General features: G+C 68.6%; 16 protein-coding genes and 1 tRNA gene. 7 read left to right on the top strand and 10 right to left on the bottom strand.

The window, feature by feature from the left end:
* Window position 1: 1 nt before the first annotated feature.
* From CEF10_RS03635 to recA, 5 genes are all read right to left on the bottom strand, one after another.
* On the bottom strand, window positions 2-280 hold the full coding sequence (locus CEF10_RS03635) for a hypothetical protein (protein ID WP_101066322.1): 279 nt from the start codon (window positions 278-280) through the stop codon (window positions 2-4).
* Window positions 281-473: 193 nt separating this feature from the next.
* Window positions 474-743 carry a hypothetical protein gene (locus CEF10_RS03630; protein ID WP_157932954.1) on the bottom strand — a complete coding sequence of 90 codons (270 nt, stop codon included), beginning with the start codon at window positions 741-743 and terminating at the stop codon, window positions 474-476.
* 346 nt (window positions 744-1,089) lie between these two features.
* Entirely contained in the window at window positions 1,090-1,377 is a 288-nt protein-coding gene (locus tag CEF10_RS03625) for a DUF1330 domain-containing protein (RefSeq protein ID WP_101066318.1), read from the bottom strand.
* A gap of 4 nt (window positions 1,378-1,381) precedes the next feature.
* A complete protein-coding gene (gene alaS, locus CEF10_RS03620) occupies window positions 1,382-4,045 on the bottom strand; it encodes an alanine--tRNA ligase (protein WP_101066316.1) in 2,664 nt (887 codons plus the stop codon).
* 127 nt (window positions 4,046-4,172) lie between these two features.
* Window positions 4,173-5,261: a recombinase RecA gene (gene recA, locus CEF10_RS03615; protein ID WP_101066313.1), complete on the bottom strand. Its 1,089-nt coding sequence runs from the start codon at window positions 5,259-5,261 to the stop codon at window positions 4,173-4,175.
* A 186-nt stretch (window positions 5,262-5,447) separates the two neighbouring features.
* Here recA and CEF10_RS03610 point away from each other — a divergent pair, with 186 nt between their 5' ends.
* Window positions 5,448-6,080: a gamma-glutamyl kinase gene (locus CEF10_RS03610; protein ID WP_101066310.1), complete on the top strand. Its 633-nt coding sequence runs from the start codon at window positions 5,448-5,450 to the stop codon at window positions 6,078-6,080.
* Between the two features lie 7 nt (window positions 6,081-6,087).
* Here the strand turns inward: CEF10_RS03610 and CEF10_RS03605 are convergent, their stop codons facing one another.
* The 3 genes from CEF10_RS03605 to guaB all read right to left on the bottom strand — a co-directional run bounded on the left by CEF10_RS03605 (window position 6,088) and on the right by guaB (window position 11,124).
* On the bottom strand, window positions 6,088-8,388 hold the full coding sequence (locus CEF10_RS03605; protein WP_332870128.1) for a hybrid sensor histidine kinase/response regulator: 2,301 nt from the start codon (window positions 8,386-8,388) through the stop codon (window positions 6,088-6,090).
* 105 nt (window positions 8,389-8,493) lie between these two features.
* Window positions 8,494-9,660 carry an RsmB/NOP family class I SAM-dependent RNA methyltransferase gene (locus tag CEF10_RS03600; RefSeq protein ID WP_101066305.1) on the bottom strand — a complete coding sequence of 389 codons (1,167 nt, stop codon included), beginning with the start codon at window positions 9,658-9,660 and terminating at the stop codon, window positions 8,494-8,496.
* 15 nt (window positions 9,661-9,675) lie between these two features.
* Window positions 9,676-11,124, bottom strand: coding sequence for an IMP dehydrogenase (gene guaB / locus CEF10_RS03595; RefSeq protein ID WP_101066303.1), 1,449 nt, complete (start codon window positions 11,122-11,124; stop codon window positions 9,676-9,678).
* 151 nt (window positions 11,125-11,275) lie between these two features.
* Here guaB and speB point away from each other — a divergent pair, with 151 nt between their 5' ends.
* Both speB and CEF10_RS03585 read left to right on the top strand, forming a co-directional pair.
* Window positions 11,276-12,235, top strand: a complete 960-nt coding sequence (gene speB, locus CEF10_RS03590; protein ID WP_101066301.1) for an agmatinase — start codon at window positions 11,276-11,278, stop codon at window positions 12,233-12,235.
* Between the two features lie 211 nt (window positions 12,236-12,446).
* The gene (locus CEF10_RS03585; protein WP_101066299.1) at window positions 12,447-14,498 is read left to right on the top strand and encodes an ASKHA domain-containing protein; all 2,052 of its coding nucleotides are present in this window, start codon (window positions 12,447-12,449) and stop codon (window positions 14,496-14,498) included.
* Between the two features lie 139 nt (window positions 14,499-14,637).
* Here CEF10_RS03585 and CEF10_RS03580 read toward each other — a convergent pair whose 3' ends face one another.
* Entirely contained in the window at window positions 14,638-15,366 is a 729-nt protein-coding gene (locus CEF10_RS03580) for a c-type cytochrome (RefSeq protein WP_232796391.1), read from the bottom strand.
* Between the two features lie 224 nt (window positions 15,367-15,590).
* On the opposite strand from CEF10_RS03580, the gene CEF10_RS03575 reads away from it, so the two are divergent.
* Both CEF10_RS03575 and CEF10_RS03570 read left to right on the top strand, forming a co-directional pair.
* Entirely contained in the window at window positions 15,591-16,139 is a 549-nt protein-coding gene (locus CEF10_RS03575; RefSeq protein WP_101066294.1) for a cytochrome P460 family protein, read from the top strand.
* 102 nt (window positions 16,140-16,241) lie between these two features.
* Window positions 16,242-16,316 (top strand) — tRNA-Gly (locus CEF10_RS03570).
* Window positions 16,317-16,325: 9 nt separating this feature from the next.
* Here CEF10_RS03570 and CEF10_RS03565 read toward each other — a convergent pair.
* The gene (locus CEF10_RS03565) at window positions 16,326-16,997 is read right to left on the bottom strand and encodes a sulfotransferase family 2 domain-containing protein (RefSeq protein WP_101066292.1); all 672 of its coding nucleotides are present in this window, start codon (window positions 16,995-16,997) and stop codon (window positions 16,326-16,328) included.
* Window positions 16,998-17,225: 228 nt separating this feature from the next.
* Between CEF10_RS03565 and CEF10_RS03560 the strand changes: the two genes are divergently transcribed.
* Window positions 17,226-17,684: a (2Fe-2S)-binding protein gene (locus CEF10_RS03560; protein ID WP_101066290.1), complete on the top strand. Its 459-nt coding sequence runs from the start codon at window positions 17,226-17,228 to the stop codon at window positions 17,682-17,684.
* Window positions 17,685-17,687: 3 nt separating this feature from the next.
* Window positions 17,688-19,931, top strand: a complete 2,244-nt coding sequence (locus CEF10_RS03555) for a xanthine dehydrogenase family protein molybdopterin-binding subunit (RefSeq protein ID WP_101066288.1) — start codon at window positions 17,688-17,690, stop codon at window positions 19,929-19,931.
* The last annotated feature ends 67 nt before the right edge of the window (window positions 19,932-19,998 follow it).

Raw genomic sequence — 19,998 nt, 5'->3', positions numbered from 1 at the left:
GTCAGTTGCAGGGAATTTCCTGCATCTCGACGTGTTCTTCCTTCACGAGCTTGCGGTCAACCCGGTAGATCGCCGGGTATTCGACCAGTTCGATCCGCCCGTTGCGCTTGATGTACTTGCGCACCGGCTCCTTGATCTTCACCTTGGTTTCCTCGTACTGCGCGGGCACGACCACGCGCTGGTAGCACGCGATGAGACGCGCCTTGCCCTGCTGCGTCTCCGCGGCCGCGGGGGCGGCAGCGGCACAGGCCCCTGCCGTCAGGATGATTGCCCTCAGCATTCCGTTCTCCGTTTCCGACTGCTCTGCGCGGGAAACCCTGGCGGGGGAATGCGGCAGGATTCGGAACGGGGTGTGGTCGTTGCGTGGTGTGTGGTCAGAGGCGGCCGATGGCGGGCCGCGATGCCCGCCGGCGCCCTCGCCTGGGCAGGACGCGCGACACCGGCCGCGCGCCCCCTTGGCCGGCGGCGCCCGCTTACTTGCAGGGCGCCTTGTGCAGTTCGTAGTGGCCTTCCATGTCCACGTACTTCTTGACCATGTAGATGGCCGGGTAACGCATCTTCACCATCTGGCCGTCGTGGTGCTCCCACTTCTTCTTGGCGGGATACTCGAGAACCTTCTTGGACTTGTACGTCGCAGGCACCCACACCTTGTCGTAGCAGGCGACCTTCTTGCCTTCCCAGGCGAGCGCCGGTGTCGCGGCGGCCGCCATCGTGATAATTGCACCCGTGATAATAGCTTTCATCATACTTCTCCGTTCTGGACCAGTAGTATCCGAAATCGTAGCCAATGCCGCCGCCCCGACGCGAGTTCAAAAAGCGCGAAAACAAGGACGCGGTGTGTCAGACCGCTGATTTTTACCGGATTCGGTCCCGGTGTGTCCGGCAGGCCATAGTTTCGCCACATTCCGGAAAAGCACCTGAACTCCCTACTGTTTATCTGACAGCGACAATTCACGCGTCTTCGACGCCCGGTTCATGATCGGGAAACGCCTTTCGGCAACCACCCAAGGTGATTCGGCATGCATGTCGCCGGTCGCGCACACGTTTCGTCCCTGGCCAGCCCCCGGCGCGGTGACGGCGGATCGCCGCCTAGTCCGGCAGTTCGACGATCACCAGCTCCCGCTCGGCCGCCCCGCGGGCGTGGGCCAGCGCGGCCTGGTAGGCCTCGGAGCGATAGCACGCCTCCGCTGCGTCGAGCGACGGGAACCGCGCCACGACGTTGCGTTCACGCTCCGCGCCTTCCAGCTGCACGTAGCGCGTGCCGCGTGCGATGAACTCGCCGCCGTGCGCGGCGATCGCCGGGCCGGCAAGTTCCGCATACCGGCCGTAGGCGTCCGGGTTCGTGACATGCACATGCGCGATCCACAGCGCCGGCATCGCTTCACCCCTCGAGCACGGCCTGCGCGGCCTTGATCGCCGCGTCGGCATTGCCGGCGTCGCGGCCGCCGCCCTGCGCCATGTCGGGGCGGCCACCGCCGCCCTTGCCGCCCAGTTCAGGCACGGCGGCGCGCACGAGGTCCACGGCCGAGACGCGGCCTGTCAGATCCTCGGTCACGCCCGCGGCAACGGCTGCCTTGCCGCCGGTGTCGGCGATCAGCAGGACGGCGCCCGAGTCCAGCCGCGCCTTGTGCGCGTCGATCAACGCCGGCAGATCCTTGCCCGACACGCCATCGAGCACCTGCGCGAGGAACTTGACCCCGCCGACCTCCTGCGCCTGCGGCTCCGCGCCCTGCCCCGTGCCTCCGCTCATCGCCAGTTCGCGGCGCAATTGCGCAACCTCGTTTTCCAGCGCGCGGCGTTCGGAAAGAAGGTTGCGTACCCGGTCGACCACGTCATCCGGCGATGTCTTGAGCTCGCCGGCGAGCCGGGCCACCCGGCCGTCCTGCGCGCTGAGATGGCGGAACGCCTCCGGACCCGTCAGCGCCTCGATCCGGCGCACCCCGGCACTCGAGGCCTGGTCGCTGGTGGTGACGAACAGGCCGATATCTCCGGTGCGGCGCACATGCGTGCCGCCGCACAGTTCGATCGAGTAGGTCCTGCCATCCAGTCCCTTGCCCGAACCTTCGTCGGCGCCCATCGAGACGACGCGCACCTCGTCACCGTATTTTTCACCGAAAAGCGCCTGCGCGCCCACCTCTCTGGCATCATCGAGCGCCATGATCCGCGTCTCCACCGGCGCATTCTCGCGGATGTGGGCGTTGACCTCCTCTTCGACGCGCGCGCGCTCTTGCCCGGTCAATGGCTTGGTATGGCTGAAGTCGAAGCGCAGGCGGTCGGGCGCGTTCAGGCTGCCGCGCTGGGCAACGTGATCGCCCAGGGCGCGGCGCAGCGCCTCGTGCAACAGGTGCGTTGCCGAATGGTTCGCGCGGATCGCCGTGCGACGGTCGTGGTCGACCTCCAGCTGCGCCGCCGCGTCGCGCGAGATCGTGCCCTCAGTCACCTCCGCGAAATGGATGAAGACACCGGCCGTCTTCTTCGTGTCGGTGATCCGCGCGGTGCCATCCTCGGTGCGCAGCGTGCCGGTATCACCGACCTGTCCGCCCGCCTCTGCGTAGAACGGCGTCTGATTGAGCACGAGTTGCACGGTCTCGCCCTTGTCCGCGCTGTCAACGCGCTTGCCGTTCTTCACAAGGGCCATGACCTGGCCCTCGGCGGTCTCGGTATCGTAGCCCAGGAAATCGGTCGCGCCCACCTCGTCGGAGATGTCGAACCATATCGCGGAATCGGCCGTTTCGCCGGAACCGGCCCAGGCGGCACGCGCCTTGGCCTTCTGCTCGGCCATCGCGGACTCGAACCCCTCGATGTCCACGCTGCGGCCCTTCTCGCGCAGCGCATCCTGCGTAAGGTCAAGCGGGAAACCGTAGGTGTCGTAGAGCTTGAACGCCGCCTCTCCGGGCAGCGGCTTGCCCTCGGGCAGGCGCCCCAGCTCGTCGTCGAGCAGGCGCAGCCCGCGCGACAGCGTCTTGCGAAAGCGCGTTTCCTCGAGCTTGAGCGTCTCCTCGATCAGGGGCTGCGCGCGCCCCAGTTCCGGGAACGCCTGGCCCATCTGCGTGACCAGTGCCGGCACCAGGCGATGCATCACCGGCTCGCCCGCGCCCAGAAGGTGGGCATGGCGCATCGCGCGGCGCATGATCCGGCGCAGGACGTAGCCGCGCCCCTCGCCCGCGGGCATCACCCCGTCGGCGATCAGGAATGAGGTCGAACGCAGGTGATCCGCGATGACGCGGTGGTGCACGTTGCCCGGCCCGTCCGGTTCGCCGTCGGTCGCGTTGGCGCTGGCCTCGATCAGGTGGCGCAGCAGGTCGGTGTCGTAGTTGTCGTGCTTGCCCTGCAGCAGCGCGCCGATGCGTTCCAAGCCCATGCCGGTGTCGATCGACTGGCTGGGCAGGTCCTGCCGGCTGCCGTCGGCAAACTGCTCGTACTGCATGAAGACGAGGTTCCAGATCTCGACAAAGCGGTCGCCGTCCTCCTCGGGGCTGCCCGGCGGGCCGCCCCAGACCTCGGGCCCGTGATCGTAGAAGATCTCGGAACACGGCCCGCAGGGACCGGTCGCGCCCATCGACCAGAAGTTGTCGTCGCTGGCAATGCGGATGATGCGCTCATCCGGCAGGCCGGCGTATTTCTTCCAGATCGCCGCGGCCTCGTCGTCGGTGTGGTAGACGGTGACCAGCAGCCGATCGGGATCGAGGCCGAATTCCCCGGTCAGCAGATCCCAGGCAAAGGGGATGGCCTGCTCCTTGAAGTAGTCGCCGAAGCTGAAGTTGCCCAGCATCTCGAAGAAGGTGTGATGCCGCGCGGTGTAACCGACGTTGTCGAGGTCGTTGTGCTTGCCGCCGGCGCGAACGCATTTCTGGCTGGTGGCCGCGCGGACGTAGTCGCGCGTCTCGACCCCGGTGAACAGGTTCTTGAACTGCACCATGCCCGCGTTCGTGAACATCAGCGTGGGGTCGTTGCGCGGCACCAGCGGCGAACTTTCGACGATGCGGTGATCGTTGCGCTCGAAGAAGTCGAGGAAGGTGGACCGGATCTCGTTCAGCGTCGGCATCTGCGTCTCTTTCACGGCTGCGGTTGCCAGGGGCTGTGCCGATTTAGCCGTGCCGTGCGCCGGTGTCCACCGCAAGAAAAACGCCCGGGCGGCACGGCCCGGGCGTCACGCCGCGAAACGGGCCGCTTCAGGCCTCGACGACGTCGCCGCTGTCGTCGCCGGGCTCTCCGCCGTTCTCGCCCATGTCGAATTCCAGCCCGTGGGCGGCCCGGATCTTGTCCTCGATCTCCAGTGCCACGCGCGTGTTCTGCTTCAGGAAGGTCTTGGCGTTCTCGCGGCCCTGGCCGATGCGCTCGTCGCCGTAGCTGAACCAGCTGCCGGACTTCTCGACCACGCCGGCCTTGACCCCGAGGTCGATCAACTCGCCGGTCTTCGAGATGCCCTCGCCGTACATGATGTCGAACTCGACCTGCTTGAACGGCGGCGCCACCTTGTTCTTGACGACCTTTACGCGGGTGGAGTTGCCCACGACCTCGTCACGGTCCTTGACCGAGCCGATGCGCCGGATATCCAGCCGCACGGAGCTGTAGAACTTCAGCGCGTTGCCGCCCGTGGTGGTCTCGGGGCTGCCGAACATCACGCCGATCTTCATGCGGATCTGGTTGATGAAGATCACGGTGCAATGCGAGCGGCTGATCGAACTGGTCAGCTTGCGCATGGCCTGGCTCATCAGGCGGGCCTGGACCCCCACGCTGGAATCGCCCATGTCGCCCTCGAGTTCGGATTTCGGCGTCAGCGCGGCGACCGAATCGATCACCACCATGCTGACCGCGCCGGAGCGTACCAGCGTGTCCACGATCTCGAGCGATTGCTCACCGGTGTCGGGCTGGCTGATCAGCAGTTCGTCAAGGTCCACGCCCAGCTTCTGCGCGTAGATCGGGTCGAGCGCGTGCTCGGCGTCGACGAAGGCGCAGACACCGCCCTTCTTCTGTTCCTCGGCGACGCAATGCAGGGTCAGCGTCGTCTTGCCCGAGCTTTCCGGGCCGTACACCTCGACGATGCGACCGTTGGGCAGCCCGCCGATCCCCAGCGCGATGTCCAGGCCCAGCGAACCGGTGGAGGTCGCCGCGATGTCCTGCACAGGGTTGTCCGAGCCCATCTTCATGATGGAGCCCTTGCCGAACTGCCGTTCGATCTGCGCCAGCGCGCTGTCGAGGGCCTTTTGCTTGTCCGCCGATTTCTTGTCCGTCATCGAAAGAAGGTCTGCCGTTGCCATTGTGTTTGATCCCTTATTTCACACCCGCCCACGGGCAGCAATGATAGGCTTTGTTCCCGCCTTGTTCCGCCCTGTATGAAGACATAATGAGAACATTTCAAGAATATTGTGCTTCGCGCCGAGTTTTGACATGAAGGGTTAAGGAGTGGTTTACAACACCCCCGACAACGGGGCGGGAGCGGCGGCATGCTGGTGTTTTCGAGGGCGAAACTGGTGTTCCTGTCGGTGCCCAAGACAGGAACCACCGCCTATGCCGAAGCCCTCGCCCCGCAGGCAGCGATGGTGGTGCGCGACCCGCCCGAGCTCAAGCACGCGCCGGTGTTTCGCTACAACCGCTTCTTCCGTCCGGCGCTGGAGAAATTCATCGGCGAGGACCTCGATGTCGTCGCGGTCATGCGCGAGCCGGTGGACTGGCTGGGCAGCTGGTTCCGCTACCGGCGGCGGCCCTTCATGGAAGGCCGGCCCAATTCGACCCATGGGATAAGCTTCGACGACTTCGTGCTCGCCTACACCAGGGGCCAGCGGCCGGGGTTCGCCAACGTGGGCTCGCAGACCAAGTTCCTGGAGCCGCAGCGCAACGGCACGCGCGTGACCCACCTGTTCCGCTACGAGGACCAGGCGGGATTGCGCGCGTTCCTCGAGGCAAGGCTGGGCACACGGATCGAGACGCATCGGCATAACGAATCGCCGCGCCTTCCCCTTTCGCTGTCCGCGGAGGTCGAGACAAGGCTGCGCCGCAAGTGCGCGGACGAGTTCGCGCTTTGGGACGGCATCGGCGAGAACGGCGCCTACCGGCCGCTGTCCGACGCCGACGGATAGGCCCCGCTCAGGTCTTCGGTCCGGCGAGCTGGCGGCACACCGTCTCCGTCAGATCCGAAAGCGAGAACGGCTTGGGCAGGAAGACGGACTGTGGAATCGTCTGCTGCAAGTCGCCGAAAGCCTCCTCGGCGTAACCGGAGATGAAAACCACCCCCACCTCCGGGCGCATTTTCACCGCCTCCCGCACCCAGGTCGGCCCGTCGACGCCCGGCATGATGACATCGGTCACGAAGAGATCGACGTGCAACGACGCATCCTGCAGGATCTCCAGCGCGTCCTCGGCGGACTCGGCCTCGAGCACGGTGAACCCGCGCATCTGCAACGCCCGCGCCGCGAAGGCGCGGACGGGCGCTTCGTCTTCCACCAGAAGGATAACGCCGCTGGCGGAACCGGTCGCCGGCGTCGCCTCTTCCGCCTCGGGGGCCTGCGCCGCCGTGTCGTAGGCCGGCAGCAACACCTCGAAGGACGTGCCCTGACCCGGCGTGCTGTCGGCGAAGATGAACCCGCCGGTCTGCTTGACGATGCCATAGGCCGTGGACAGCCCAAGCCCCGTTCCCTCGCCGGTCCGCTTCGTGGTGTAGAACGGCTCGAACACCTTCTGCAGCTTGTCGGGCGCGATGCCCTCGCCCTCGTCGCGGACGCGCACGCAGACGTAGCGGCCGGCCGCCACCACCGCGCGCTCGCGGTGCAGCGGCGACTCCAGCGTGCGGTTGGCCGTTTCGATCGTGATCTCGCCGCCGTCGGGCATCGCGTCGCGGGCATTGACCACGAGGTTCATCAGCACCTGTTCCAGCTGCCGCCTGTCCGCCCGGATCGACCACAGAAGGGGATCGTGGCTGAGCGAGAGCGTGACCTTTTCGCCCACCAGACGGTTGAGCAGATGGGTCAGGTCCGCCAGCGTGTCGCGCAGGTCCATGATCTCGGGGCGCAGGGTCTGCTTGCGGGAATAGGCCAGCAGCTGGCCCACCAGCGCGGCCGCCCGGTTGGCATTCTGGTTGATCTGCAGCAGGTCGCCGTAGTCGGGATCGCCCGCGTCGTGGCGCATCAGCAGCAGGTCGCAATGGCCCGTGATCGCGGTCAGCAGGTTGTTGAAATCATGCGCGACTCCACCGGCCAGCTGGCCGATCGCCTGCATCTTCTGGCTCTGGACGAACTGTGCCTCCAGCGACTTGAGCTCGGTGGCATCGCTCAGCACCGCGATCAGGATCGTCTCGCCGTCTTCCCGGGCGGGGTTCAGCATGACCTGCACGAATGTCTCCCGGTCGTCGCGGCGCACCCGCAGGAACTCCGAATGCACCGTGCCGCGACCGTCGGCGGCGTCGGCCAGCCAGTCCGCCACGGGCCGACCCAACCCCTCCAGACGCTCGGCCAACCGGCCGCCCCCTGCCTCGGGCAGGCACAGGAGATCGCGCGCGGGCCGGTTGGACAACACGATGTTCCCCGATCGGTCCAGTTTCAGCAAGGCCACCGGCAGCGCGTCGAAGAACGCCCAGCCATCCGGCTGACAATCCGCCGCGGTCACCTCGGGCAGAAGGAACACCTCGCGCCGGCCGGCCTGCGCGTCCCGGGCGACGGCCATGCAGCCCGTCAGACCGTCGGCCGTTGCCACCTCGTTGATCTGGCCCGAGACCAGCGGCCGGCGCGGGAAGACACGTTCGAGGTTGCGGGCGCGCTCCCCGATCAGTTGCCGTGCCGCGGGGTTCATGTACAGGATCGTGTCGTTGCGCCCCGCGATGAGCATCGGCAGGCGAACCGAATCGCCGCTCGCGGGCGCGTTGCCCGCCCGCTCGATCCGCCAAAACAGGTGGTCGGCGCCGATACGCTGCGCCGAAACACGCAGACGGCCTGCGCGCGTCACGGCCTCTTCCACGGCGGCCCCGCCGTTCTCCGCCCGCGTGGCGAGGCGAAAGACAAGCGCCGCGGGGTCCGCCAGATCCCCGCGCAGCACCTCCGCCACCGTGGCGGCCTGCCCCGCGCCGCCGTCACGCGCGACCTTGCCGCGTTGCACGATCGCGCCGTCCGGCCCGGTCAGAAAGGCCGCGGCGGCGTCGGTTTCGATCAATTCGCCGACCGCCCGCAAAAGCCGGCGATCCCGCGCGACGGCCAGACGCCTGATCGCCACGATCAGCAAAGCCGTCACCGCCAGCGTGCCCGCGACCGCCACCAGCGCCAACCGCGCGAGGGGCTGCGCGACGATCAGCGCGCCGGCCGCGAAGCACATCGCGACCAGCAGCAGGATCGACGCCCGGGGCCGCAGTATGCGCGCGGCATGTCGGGCGGGGTCTGCGAGGGAGCCGGAAATGGCCAAGCGACTGTCCCCTGCTTGCGGCATCTGCGCGCAAGCCTTGCGCGGAAAGCCTTAAGCAAGGCTTAAGAAAAGTCGGGGCGTCGCGTCAAGGTTGCATGGCTCCCTCTAAACACGACAGAGCTGCGCGAGGAAGAACCCGTCGCCGCTTTCGCCCACCGGCCAACCGCGCCGCGTCACCGCCTTCCAGCCGGCGTTGCGGGCAAGAAAGGCGTCGATCTGCGCGTCGTTCTCGGCGTGCAGCACCGAGCACGTCGCATAGGCCAGCACACCGCCGGGCGCGACGAGGCGCGCCGCACGGTCGAGGATCTCGGCCTGGACCCGGCCCAGCCCCTCCAGGTCCGCGGGCGCCAGGCGCCACTTTGCCTCGGGCGCCCGGCGCCACGTGCCGCTGCCCGAACAGGGGACATCGCACAGGACCAGGTCGAAGGGCGCGGCGGCGTCCACGGCGGTGGCCTCCAGTCGTGTCACGGCAATACCGGCACGCCTTGCCCTGTCCGGCAGGTCGCTCATGCGCTCCGGCGCGGCGTCATGGGCGAAGAATTCGCCCGTGCCCCGCGCGGCCAGGGCAAGCGTCTTGCCGCCACCGCCCGCGCAGAAATCGAGCACGCGCGCGTTGCCGGCCACCGGCAGGCATTCCATGGCCGCCTGCCCAGACCCGTCCTGCAATTCGACGAGGCCCTCGCGATAGGTGGCCGCCTGGGCGACGCGCCGCGCGGCTTCCGTCACGCGCAGCGCGGTCGTCGCGATGGGGTCCGGCACTGCCGTCACGCCCTCTTGCGCAAGCGCCTCCCGCGCTTGCGCCGGGGTCGCCTTGCGCAGGTTGGCGCGCAGCATCAACGGCGCGCGGTCGCGCAACGCCAGCGCCGTCGCTTCGGCACCGGACCCGAGCGAGGCGCGGAAAAGGGGGATAAGCCAGTCGGGCAGGTCCCAAAGGTCGCCTTCGGTCATTGGCGGGGCACCGGCCGCGGCCTCCGCGTCCGTCAGGGGGGCGGGCGCGTGGCGCGCGCCGGTGAAAACCTCCGACGGGTCGGCGCCCTGTTGGCGCAGCGCGCCCAGCATGAGTGCACGGCCGGTCCTTCCCCCGCCCATGCAGGCGCAGGACCTGTACCGCCGCAGGACATGAAAGACATGATCGCGCACCGCCGCGCGGTCCTTAGACCCGGCATAGCGCGCCCCGCGCGCCCAGCCCGTCAGGGCCTTCTCGGCCGGTGTGCCGCTGCCCACTGCATCCAGCACCCCGATGGCCGCCTGCACGCGCGCGGCGGGCGTCACCGGCCCGCCCCCAGGTCAGCCGATCCGGTAGTTGGGCGACTCTCGGGTGATCTGCACGTCGTGGACATGGCTTTCCTTCAGCCCCGAACCCGTGATGCGCACGAAGTGGCACCCGCCGCGCATGGCCTCGACACTGGCGCAGCCGGTGTAGCCCATGGCCGCGCGCAGCCCGCCGACCAACTGGTGAATCACGTTGCCGGCCGCGCCCTTGTAGGGCACCTGCCCCTCGATGCCCTCGGGCACCAGCTTGTCGGACGCCGCGTCCTTCTGGAAATAGCGGTCGGCAGAGCCCCGTGCCATCGCGCCCAGCGATCCCATGCCGCGGTAGCTCTTGAAGCTGCGGCCCTGGTACAGGATCACCTCGCCCGGGGATTCGTCCGTGCCCGCAAGCATCGAGCCCACCATCGCGCAGGAGGCCCCCGCCGCGATCGCCTTGGCGAAGTCGCCCGAGTACTTGATGCCGCCGTCGGCGATCACCGGCACGTCGCCCGCGGCCTCCGCGCATTCGAGGATCGCGGTGAGCTGCGGCATCCCCACGCCGGCCACCATGCGCGTGGTACAGATGCTGCCCGGCCCGATGCCCACCTTGACCGCGTCCGCGCCCGCGCCGATCAGCGCCCGCGTGGCCTCGGCGGTGGCGACGTTGCCGGCCACGACCTGAACCTCGTTGGACAGTGCCTTGGCACGCGTCACCGCCTCGGCGACCCCGCTGGAATGCCCGTGCGCGGTGTCGATCACGACCATGTCGACGCCCGCGTCAACCAGCGCCTCTGTCCGCTCGAAGCCGGCGTCGCCCACGGTGCTGGCCGCGGCCACGCGCAACCGGCCGAGGTGGTCCTTGCAGGCCGTGGGGTTGAGCACCGCCTGCTCGGTGTCCTTGAGCGTCAGCAGCCCGGTCAGCTTGCCCTGCGCGTCGGTCACCAGAAGCTTCTCGATGCGCCGCGCCTTCATCAGTGCCTTCGCCTGCTCGCGGTCGGCCGGCTCCTGCAGGATCGCCAGGTCCTCGCCGGTCATCATGCGATGGACCGGCGTGTCGTCGGCCTCGGCAAAGCGCATGTCGCGGTTGGTCACGATCCCGACGACGCGGCCGGTGTCATCCACAACCGGGAAGCCGGTGACGCGGTACCGCTCCTGCAACGCCTTGGCATCGGCCAGCGTCTGGTCGGGACGCAGGGTGATGGGGTTGTAGACGATGCCGCTCTCGAACCGCTTGACGCGCCGGATCTGGCTCGCCTGTTCCTGGATGTTCAGGTTGCGGTGGACCACCCCCATGCCCCCCGACTGCGCCATGCAGATCGCCATGTCGGCCTCGGTCACCGTGTCCATGGCCGAGCTGAGCAGCGGGATGTTGAGGTCGATCGTCCGCGTGACGCGGGTGCGCGTGTCGGCCGTGTTGGGCAGCACGTCCGAGGCCGCGGGAACGAGCAGTACGTCGTCGAAGGTCAGCGCCTCGCGAATCGCCATGGCATGTCTCCGTGGGGCAAATCGTTTGGCGCTTCCCTATTGCACGGATGGACGGAGGGGAAAAGGCCATTCCTGCCTTGTCGCGGGCTTGTCCTTGGGGCACCGTCGCGTTCGTTGCAGGTTCTCACGCACGGAACGACACGGAGGCTCCATGACCCGGCACGGATACCAGGGCGGGCGGCTCGACCTGCCCTTCACCGGCATCGCGACCTTCGGCAAGCGCCCGCACCAGCCGGACTGGTCCGCGCTGCGGGCCGACGCGGCGATCCTCGGTGCGCCCTTCGACGCGGGCACGCAGTTCCGCGCCGGCGCCCGCTTCGGGCCGAGGGCCGTGCGCGAGGCCAGCACGCTTTTCAGCTTCGGACACGCCGGCGCCTACGATCACGAGGACGACGTCACATACCTCGGCCCCGAGGTGACGATAGTCGACATGGGCGACGCCGACATCGTGCACACGGATACGGATCAGAGCCACGCCAACATCGCCACCGGCGTGAGGGCGGCACTCGACGCCGGTGCCCTGCCGGTGGTGATCGGCGGCGACCATTCGGTCAACATTCCCTGCATCGAGGCCTTCGAGGGCCGGGGCGACATCCACGTCCTGCAGATCGACGCGCATCTCGATTTCGTCGACGAACGTCACGGGGTGACGCGCGGCCACGGCAACCCGATGCGCCGCGCCGCCGAGAAGGACCATGTCACCGGGCTCACGCAGTTGGGCATCCGCAACGTCAGCTCCACCGCGCGGGAGGGATACGAAGACGCGCGCGCCCGCGGTGCCGACATCCTGTCGGTGCGGCAGGTGCGCCGCCTGGGCGCGGATGCCGCCGCCGCGCGCGTTCCGCCCGGCGCGCGCGTCTACATCACGATCGACATCGACGCCTTCTGCCCTTCCATCGCGCCGGGCACGGGCACGCCCAGCCACGGCGGCTTCCTCTACTACGAGGTGCTGGAACTGCTGCAGATCGTCGCCCACACCCGTGAGGTCGTGGGCATTGACTTGGTGGAGGTCGCGCCCGATTACGACCCTTCGGGTTCCACCTCGATCCTCGCCGCGCAGCTTCTGCTCAACACGCTGGGCTTCGTCTTTCACGCGCGAACGACGGGATAGCCCCTGATCCGACACGCCGTGGCCGGGGCCGGGGCGCGCGGGTGCCGTCGGGTGCCGCCGTTCGTGGCCGCGCGTTTCCGGCAGATGCCCCCGCAGCCCGCGCACCGCGGCGAGATGACGCCGCCAGCCGTGAATCTGCCGCAAGCCGGCCTTTGCGCGGGCCGCCCGACGCATATGTTGGCTGCACGCGAACAGCAGGCAGGACACCGACATGAGCCAGGACCCCCTTGTCGTCTTCACCCCGTCGGGCAAGCGCGGCCGCTTCCCCGCCGGAACGCCGGTGCTGACCGCCGCGCGGCAGCTGGGCGTGGACCTCGATTCCGTCTGCGGCGGCCGCGGCATCTGTTCGAAATGCCAGGTGGCGCCGTCCTACGGCGAGTTCTCGAAACACGGTGTCAATGTCGCCCCGGACGCGCTGTCGGACTGGAACGAGGTCGAGGATCGGTACAATCGCAAGCGCGGCCTGAAACCGGGCCGGCGGCTGGGCTGCCAGGCGCAGATCATGCGCGACGTGGTGATCGACGTGCCCCCCGAAAGCCAGGTGCACAAGCAGGTCGTGCGCAAGGCCGCCTCGGTACGCACCATGATCATGGACCCGGCGACGAAACTCTATTTCGTCAGCGTGGCCGAGCCGGACATGCACGAGCCCACCGGCGACCTGGAACGGCTGGCCCAGGCGCTGAAGGCGCAATGGGACATCCCCGACGTGACCGCCGACGCCAGCCTTCTCGCCCGGCTTCAACCGATGCTGCGCAAGTCCGGCTTCGAGGTGACGGTCGCGCTGCACAAGTCCCACACCGACGACGTCGCGCAGGTGCTCGAGGTCTGGCCGGGGCTGCACGAATCCGGCCTGTACGGCCTTGCGATCGACCTGGGCTCCACCACCGTCGCCGCGCATCTGACGGACCTTGAAACCGGCGACGTGGTCGCCGCCTCGGGCATCATGAACCCGCAGATCCGCTTCGGCGAGGACCTGATGAGCCGGGTGAGCTATGCCATGATGAACCCCGGCGGGGCGCAGGAGATGACGCGCACGGTGCGCGAGGCGATCGACACCCTCGCCACGGAGATCGCGAAGGAGGGCGGGATCGACCCCGCGCTGATCGTCGAGACGACCTTCGTGTGCAACCCCGTCATGCATCACCTGCTGCTGGGCATAGACCCGGTGGAACTGGGACAGGCGCCGTTCGCATTGGCCACGTCCGCAAGCGTCGCGATGCCCGCGCGCGAGCTGGGGCTGACGGCGATCAACGCCCGCGCGCGCAGCTACATCCTGCCGTGCATCGCCGGTCACGTGGGCGCCGATGCGGCCGCCGTGGCGCTGTCCGAGCAGCCGGGCAAGTCCGAGGACCTCGTGCTGATCGTGGACGTGGGCACCAACGCCGAGATCATCCTGGGCGACACCAGCCGCGTGCTCGCGTGTTCCTCGCCCACCGGGCCGGCCTTCGAGGGTGCGCAGATCAGCTCGGGCCAGCGCGCGGCGACCGGCGCGATCGAGGCGATCCGCATCGACCCCGAGACGAAGGAACCGCGCTTCCGCGTGATCGGCTGCGACAAGTGGTCGGACGAGGCCGGCTTCGCCGAGGAAACGGCCGCGACGGGCATCACCGGCATCTGCGGTTCTGGCATCATCGAGGCGGTGGCCGAGTTGCGCATGGCCGGGCTGATGGACGACTCCGGCCTGATCGGCTCGGCCGCGCAGACGGGCACCGACCGCTGCGTGGCCGACGGGCGCACCAACGCCTATCTCGTCCACGACGGCACGGCCGAGGGCGGCCCGCGCATCACCGTCACCCAGGGCGACGTGCGCGCCATCCAGCTGGCCAAGTCCGCGCTTTACGCGGGCGCGCGGCTGCTGATGGACGAACGCGGTGTCGACCGGGTGGACCGTGTGGTGCTGGCCGGCGCCTTCGGCGCACATATCTCGGCCAAGCACGCGATGGTGCTGGGGATGATCCCCGACGCGCCGCTCGACAAGGTGTCGAGCGCCGGCAACGCCGCCGGCACCGGCGCACGCATCGCGCTGTGCAACGTGGCCGCGCGGGCCGAGATCGAACGCACGGTGCGCGAGATCACCAAGGTGGAGACCGCGATCGAGCCGCGGTTCCAGGAGCATTTCGTCGCCGCCAACGCGATCCCGCACAAGACCGACCCGTTCCCCGAGCTGGGCAAGGTCGCCCCGTTGCCCCGGGTCAGCTTCAACACCGGCGCGCAGGGCGATGACGGGGACGGCCGGCGGCGCCGGCGGCGGCGCGGCGCGTGAGCGACAGGCGCGGCAGGCGACCGTTGTCCGGCGGTGCGCCTTGCGGCGCGCAGGGCATCTCGGCGTCGGCCGCTGGCCGCCGCCTCGGGCGGGAGTATTTATGGGCAAGGCGAAGACCGGGTGGGCCGGCGCGGCCGGCTCAGGTGTTCGAACGCCAGAAGCAGCGGTCGAAATCCACGTATTCCAGCATGTCCTCGGTGGTGCCGACCGGCGTGATCCGCGAGCAGCCTTCGAAGGCATCCTCGGATTCGTAGACGGAGACGACGCCGGTTTCGGCCTGTGGCGCATCGATGCACAGGACGCCGCCGGACTCCAGCGTCTTGACCCGGCGGTCGGCGCCGTCGGCCTCGACCGCGAAGAGATGCGCGCGCGCGCTAAGGTTGCGCACGCAAAGCCGCCCGGCGGCGGTGTCGCGCGGCGGCACCTGCGGCGCCGTCCCGGAGGAGCCCGCCTTTGCCCCTGCTTCGCCTGCGGGATCATCACGATCCGCGTCCGCCGTATCGCCGTCATCGCCGAAGCCGGCAAGGTAGGCGATGACGTCGCGGCGCTTCTGCGCATCGGGCAGTTTGAAGGGCATCCTGGCGCGTGCGTCCTCGTCCCCGAGGTGGTCGCGCAGGAAGGCGCTCGGCCCCGCGAGATACGCGAACAGGTTTTCCTTCGTCCAGACCAGCCCGGCCGCGCCGGCGTCTTCCATGCTCCGGGAATAATCGAAGCCCGCGCGGCTGCCGGCCGCCCGGCCGATCACGCCAGTCAGCGCGGGACCGACGCGGTTTTCCGCCCCTTCGCCGATGTCGTGACACGCCGCGCACTGCCGGAAGACCTGTTCGCCCTTTTCGGCGTCCTGCGCGGCCGCGGCCGGCGCGAGCAAGCAGGCCAAGATCGCTGGCCATAGCCGTTCAGGTTTCATGTGCCGCCCTCCGTTTCCCTGTCGAAAGATCGCGGATTTCGCGCCCTTCGGTCAAACACGGCGACCCCGCGCGCCGCACACAAAGAGGTGACCGCATCGTGACCCCGCGGTGATTGCCGCGTCGTTACACTTCTCCCCGGAGAAACCCATCGAACCGGCACCAGAAACCCGAGGAGGAGACGGAAATGAAGCGCACCCTATCCACCGCCATCGCGACGCTGGCCCTGGCCGGCGGCGCCGCCTTGGCCCAGGACGCCCCTTTCGGCACCGAGACCGAGATCGGCTATGCCGCCGATCTCTGGGGCGTGCTGGAAGAGATGAACATGGTCGGCGCGGATGCCGTCCGCGCCTTCCCCTACGAGGGCGTGGCCCCGCACGGCATGATGCTAGAGACCTTCTACACCGAGGCCACGGTGAACGGCCACACCGGCGACCTGCTGGTCAAGCGCAACTACGGCCCCGAGGGCGTGAGCAAGGAACAGGTGCTCGCGAACCCCGACAAGCACCTTGGCGCGGTGACGGTCATGTTCCGCCGCGAGGCGGGCTACGACGCCGACAACGACAACTGGTTCTGGGCCAAGTACCTGCCCGACGGCTCGCTCGACAAGAACCCCAAGGGCATGGAACTGGCCGGCCGCGTCGCCAAGGGCGCCGACAAGGGCTGCATCGCCTGCCACTCGGGCGCCGGCGACTACGTGTTCACCACCGATGCCATCGGCGCCGGCATGGAGTGACATCGCCGGCGCACAGCGCACCGGCCCGCCGGGCCGGTGCGCGCCCCGGCGCCACGATCGCCCTTGAACCCGGCCCGCGCCGGGGCTAGAAACTATGCCGGCGCGGGTGTAGTTCAGAGGCAGAACGCCAGCTTCCCAAGCTGGATGTCGTGGGTTCGATTCCCATCACCCGCTCCATGCCTCGGCTCAGGCGATTTGTCTGGTCAACCACGCCTCGCACATTCCATAGAACGCGATATCCTGTGCGTACCATCGGGTCAGGTTATCGATCGCTTTCTGGCTCAGATCGGGATGATCGTACGGATTGATGTGCGCGCGCGCGGGATCGCTCGACAGTTCGATCGAGTCGCGCGGCACGTCGAGACGGTCCAGAAGGATATCGAGATCGGCTTCGAAGTGTTCCTGCCGGATGATCCAGACCGGCGGGTGTGTCTTCAGGAAATACCCCATGAACATGAACCAGTCCGTCTGTTCCATGGCCGTGTGCTCGACCGAATTCATCGCGCAAAAGGCATCGCGCCCCCGGTCGTCGGTGAGGAACAGCGCTTCGGCAAGATCGTTGGCCTCCGCGAAGGTTTCGAAGGCCAGCGCTTCGTCAGGGCTCCACTTTCCGTTGGCATGGCGTGGCCATCCCTTGCGCTTTCGGCTGTAGAAGCCGGAAACGAAACGCGTGAGCGGATGCCGGATCGAGAAGAAATATGGTTCGTCCTTCGGCAGGTCGCGCAGCCTGATGCGGTGCGGGTGTTTGACGATCTCCACCGGTGCGGCGCCGGATTTGATCTGCTTTGCCACCAGCCCGATCTGGTTGCCGGCCGTCTTGCCGATGTGAAGGAAGTTGACCTTGCGTCGCTCTGTCATCGCGGCTCCCGAATGCGGCCAGGGTTTCAACATGCCTTCGAAGCGTGACGATGGTCTTTTATCACGCCCCGGTGTTGGAAACGATCGTGCCGTCAGTATTCGGCAATCCCTGCGCGCGCAAGAGCGTCCCGCGCGATCTCCATCGCATGGCCATTGATCCACTTTGGGCCGTGGCGATGTGCCCTTTCCGTGTTAGGTTTTCAGCAGGCAAGAAAGAGTGATCCGTTCATGAAACTCACAGTCAACAGCGAAACCCACGACCTGGACGTCGAGGAGGACATGCCGCTGCTGTGGGTGCTGCGCGACGAACTGGGCCACACGGGCGTGAAATACGGCTGCGGCATCGCACAGTGCGGCGCCTGCACGGTGCACATCGACGGGCAGGCCGTGCGGTCCTGCCAGGTGAGGGCGGCCGATGTCTGGGGCGGCGTGACCACGATCGAGGGGCTGGGCACGCCGGAGGCGCCGCACCCTGTCCAGGCGGCCTGGATCGAGCACCAGGTCGCGCAGTGCGGCTACTGCCAGTCCGGGCAGATCATGCAGGCCGCCGCGCTGCTGGCGCAGGTGGCCGACCCATCCGACGGCGACATCGACGACGCGTTGTCGGGCAACCTGTGCCGTTGCGGCACCTACACGCGCATCCGCGCCGCGGTGAAGACCGCGGCGGCAAGAATGCAGGAGGGCTGACCGATGAGCCGGCTGGGAAAGATCGCGCGCCGCACGTTCCTCGTCGGCTCCGCCGCCGTCGCGGGCGGTGTCGCCTTCGGCTACGTCATGTATCGCCGCGACCCCGGCAACCCGATCGCCGAGGGGCTGGGCGCGACCGAGGCCGCGATCACGCCCTACGTGCTGGTCACGGGCGGGGGCGTGACGCTCATCACACCGCGGGCCGACAAGGGCCAGGGCGCGATCTCGGTCCAGGCGGCGCTGCTGGCCGAGGAACTGGACGTGGAGCTGGACCGGATCGCGACGGATTTCGGCCCGCCCTCGGCGGCCTACTACAACACCGCGCTGGCCGAGGAGGCGGTGCCGTTCCGTGCCACGAATCACGGAGCCATGGCCGAGACCCTGCGCGACGTGATGGACGTGCCGATGAAGCTGCTGGGCATGCAGATCACCGGCGGCTCCACCACGGTGCCCGACGCCTTCGACAAGCTGCGCCGCGCGGGGGCCGTCGCGCGCGAGACGCTCAAGGCCGCCGCAGCGCGGGAAACGGGCGTGGCCGCCGACCGGCTGGGGACCGAGGCGGGGGCCGTGCTGCTGCCCGACGGCCGGCAGATCCCCTACACCGATCTGGCCGCGACGGCAGCGCAGGTTGAGCCGGTGACGGACGTGGCCCTGCGTCCGCCCGACAACTGGCGCTACATCGGCAAACCGATGCAGCGCGTTGATATCGTTGCGAAGTCCACCGGTCGCCAGGACTACGGCATCGATCACGCGGCCGACGGGATGCTGCACGCCGCGGTGCGGACCAATCCGCGCCGGGGCGGCGCGATGATCGGGTACGACGCGTCCGCCGCCGAGGCGATGCGCGGGGTGAAACAGGTGGTCCCCGTCAGCGGCGGCGTGGCCGTGGTGGCCGACAACACCTGGCGTGCCTTCAAGGCCGTCGAGGCCATCGAGGTGGACTGGGGCCCCGCCCCCTACCCTCCGGAGATGGAGGGCCACTGGCAGGCGCTGGCCGACAGCTTCACCGGGGACCGGGTCGACAGCCGCTTCCGCGATACCGGCGACGTGGCGGCCGCGCAGCAGGGCGCCGAGGTGATCGCGGCGGAGTTCCGCGCCCCCTACCTCGCCCATGCGCCGCTTGAGCCGGTGAACGCGACCGTCCGGGTCGCCGAGGGGCGCGTCGACGTCTGGACGGGCACGCAGATCCCCCGCTTCGTGCAGGCCAACGTCGCCGGGATCGCCGGGGTGGACCGCGCGCAGGTGCACGTGCACGTGGCCATGATCGGCGGCAGCTTCGGGCACCGCCTCGAGGACATGGTCGTGCGGCAGGCCACCGAGATCGCCGTGCAGATGCCGGGCACGCCCGTCAAGCTGACGCTCAGCCGCGAGGAGGACACCGCCCAGGACTTCCCCCGCCAGATCGCCATGGCGCGCGGGCGCGGCACGGTGAAGGACGGGCACGTGGCCAGCCTCGACCTCGGGATCGCGATGCCCTCGGTGATGGCCTCGCAAATGGGCCGCCAGGACCAACCGGTACCCGGGCCGGACCTGCAGATCATCGCCGGCGCCTGGGACCAGCCCTTCGCGATCCCCGATTACCGCGTCACCGGCTACCGCGCGCCCGAGTTGGCGCCGATCAGCTCCTGGCGGTCGGTCGGCGCGTCGTCCAACGGGTTCTTCCACGACGCCTTTCTCGACGAGTTGATCCATGCCGCCGGCGCCGACCCGCTGGAGGAACGCCTGCGGCTGTGCGACCACGCCCCGTCGCGCGGGGTGCTGGAGGCCGTGGGCGAGATGTCGGGCTGGGGCAGCCCGCCAGGCCCGGGACAGGGGCGCGGCGTGGCCTTCGTGCTGTCGTTCGGGGTGCCCTGCGCCGAGGTCGTCGAGGTCACCGATACCGGCGGCGGCATCCGGCTCGACCGAGTCTGGGTGGCCGCGGACGTGGGCCGCATCGTCGACCCGGTGAACTTCGAGGCGCAGATGACGGGCGGCGCGATCTTCGGGCTGGGCCATGCCATCAACTGCGAGATCACCTATTCCGGCGGGCAGGCCGAGCAGCGCAACTTCGACAGCTATCCGGGGGGTCTGCGCCTTTACCAGGTGCCGCGGGTCGAGGTGCGCGGGCTGGAAACCGCGGCCAAGATCCGCGGCATCGGTGAGCCCCCCGTGCCCCCGGCCGCCCCGGCGCTGGCCAACGCGATCTTCGCGGCCACCGGGCAGCGGCTGCGCGAGATGCCCTTCAACCGGCACGTCACCTTCATTTGATCCGCGCCCGGCGGCTTTGACAGGCGCCCGCCCGCGCGGTATCTGAACGCATGTTCATTTCACATGA

Source organism: Roseovarius salinarum, assembly GCF_002834145.1.
Classification (GTDB): Bacteria; Pseudomonadota; Alphaproteobacteria; order Rhodobacterales; family Rhodobacteraceae; genus Roseovarius; species Roseovarius salinarum.
The sequence above is the reverse complement of the archived record's forward strand: the minus strand, read 5'-3'. Positions and strand labels throughout refer to the sequence as shown.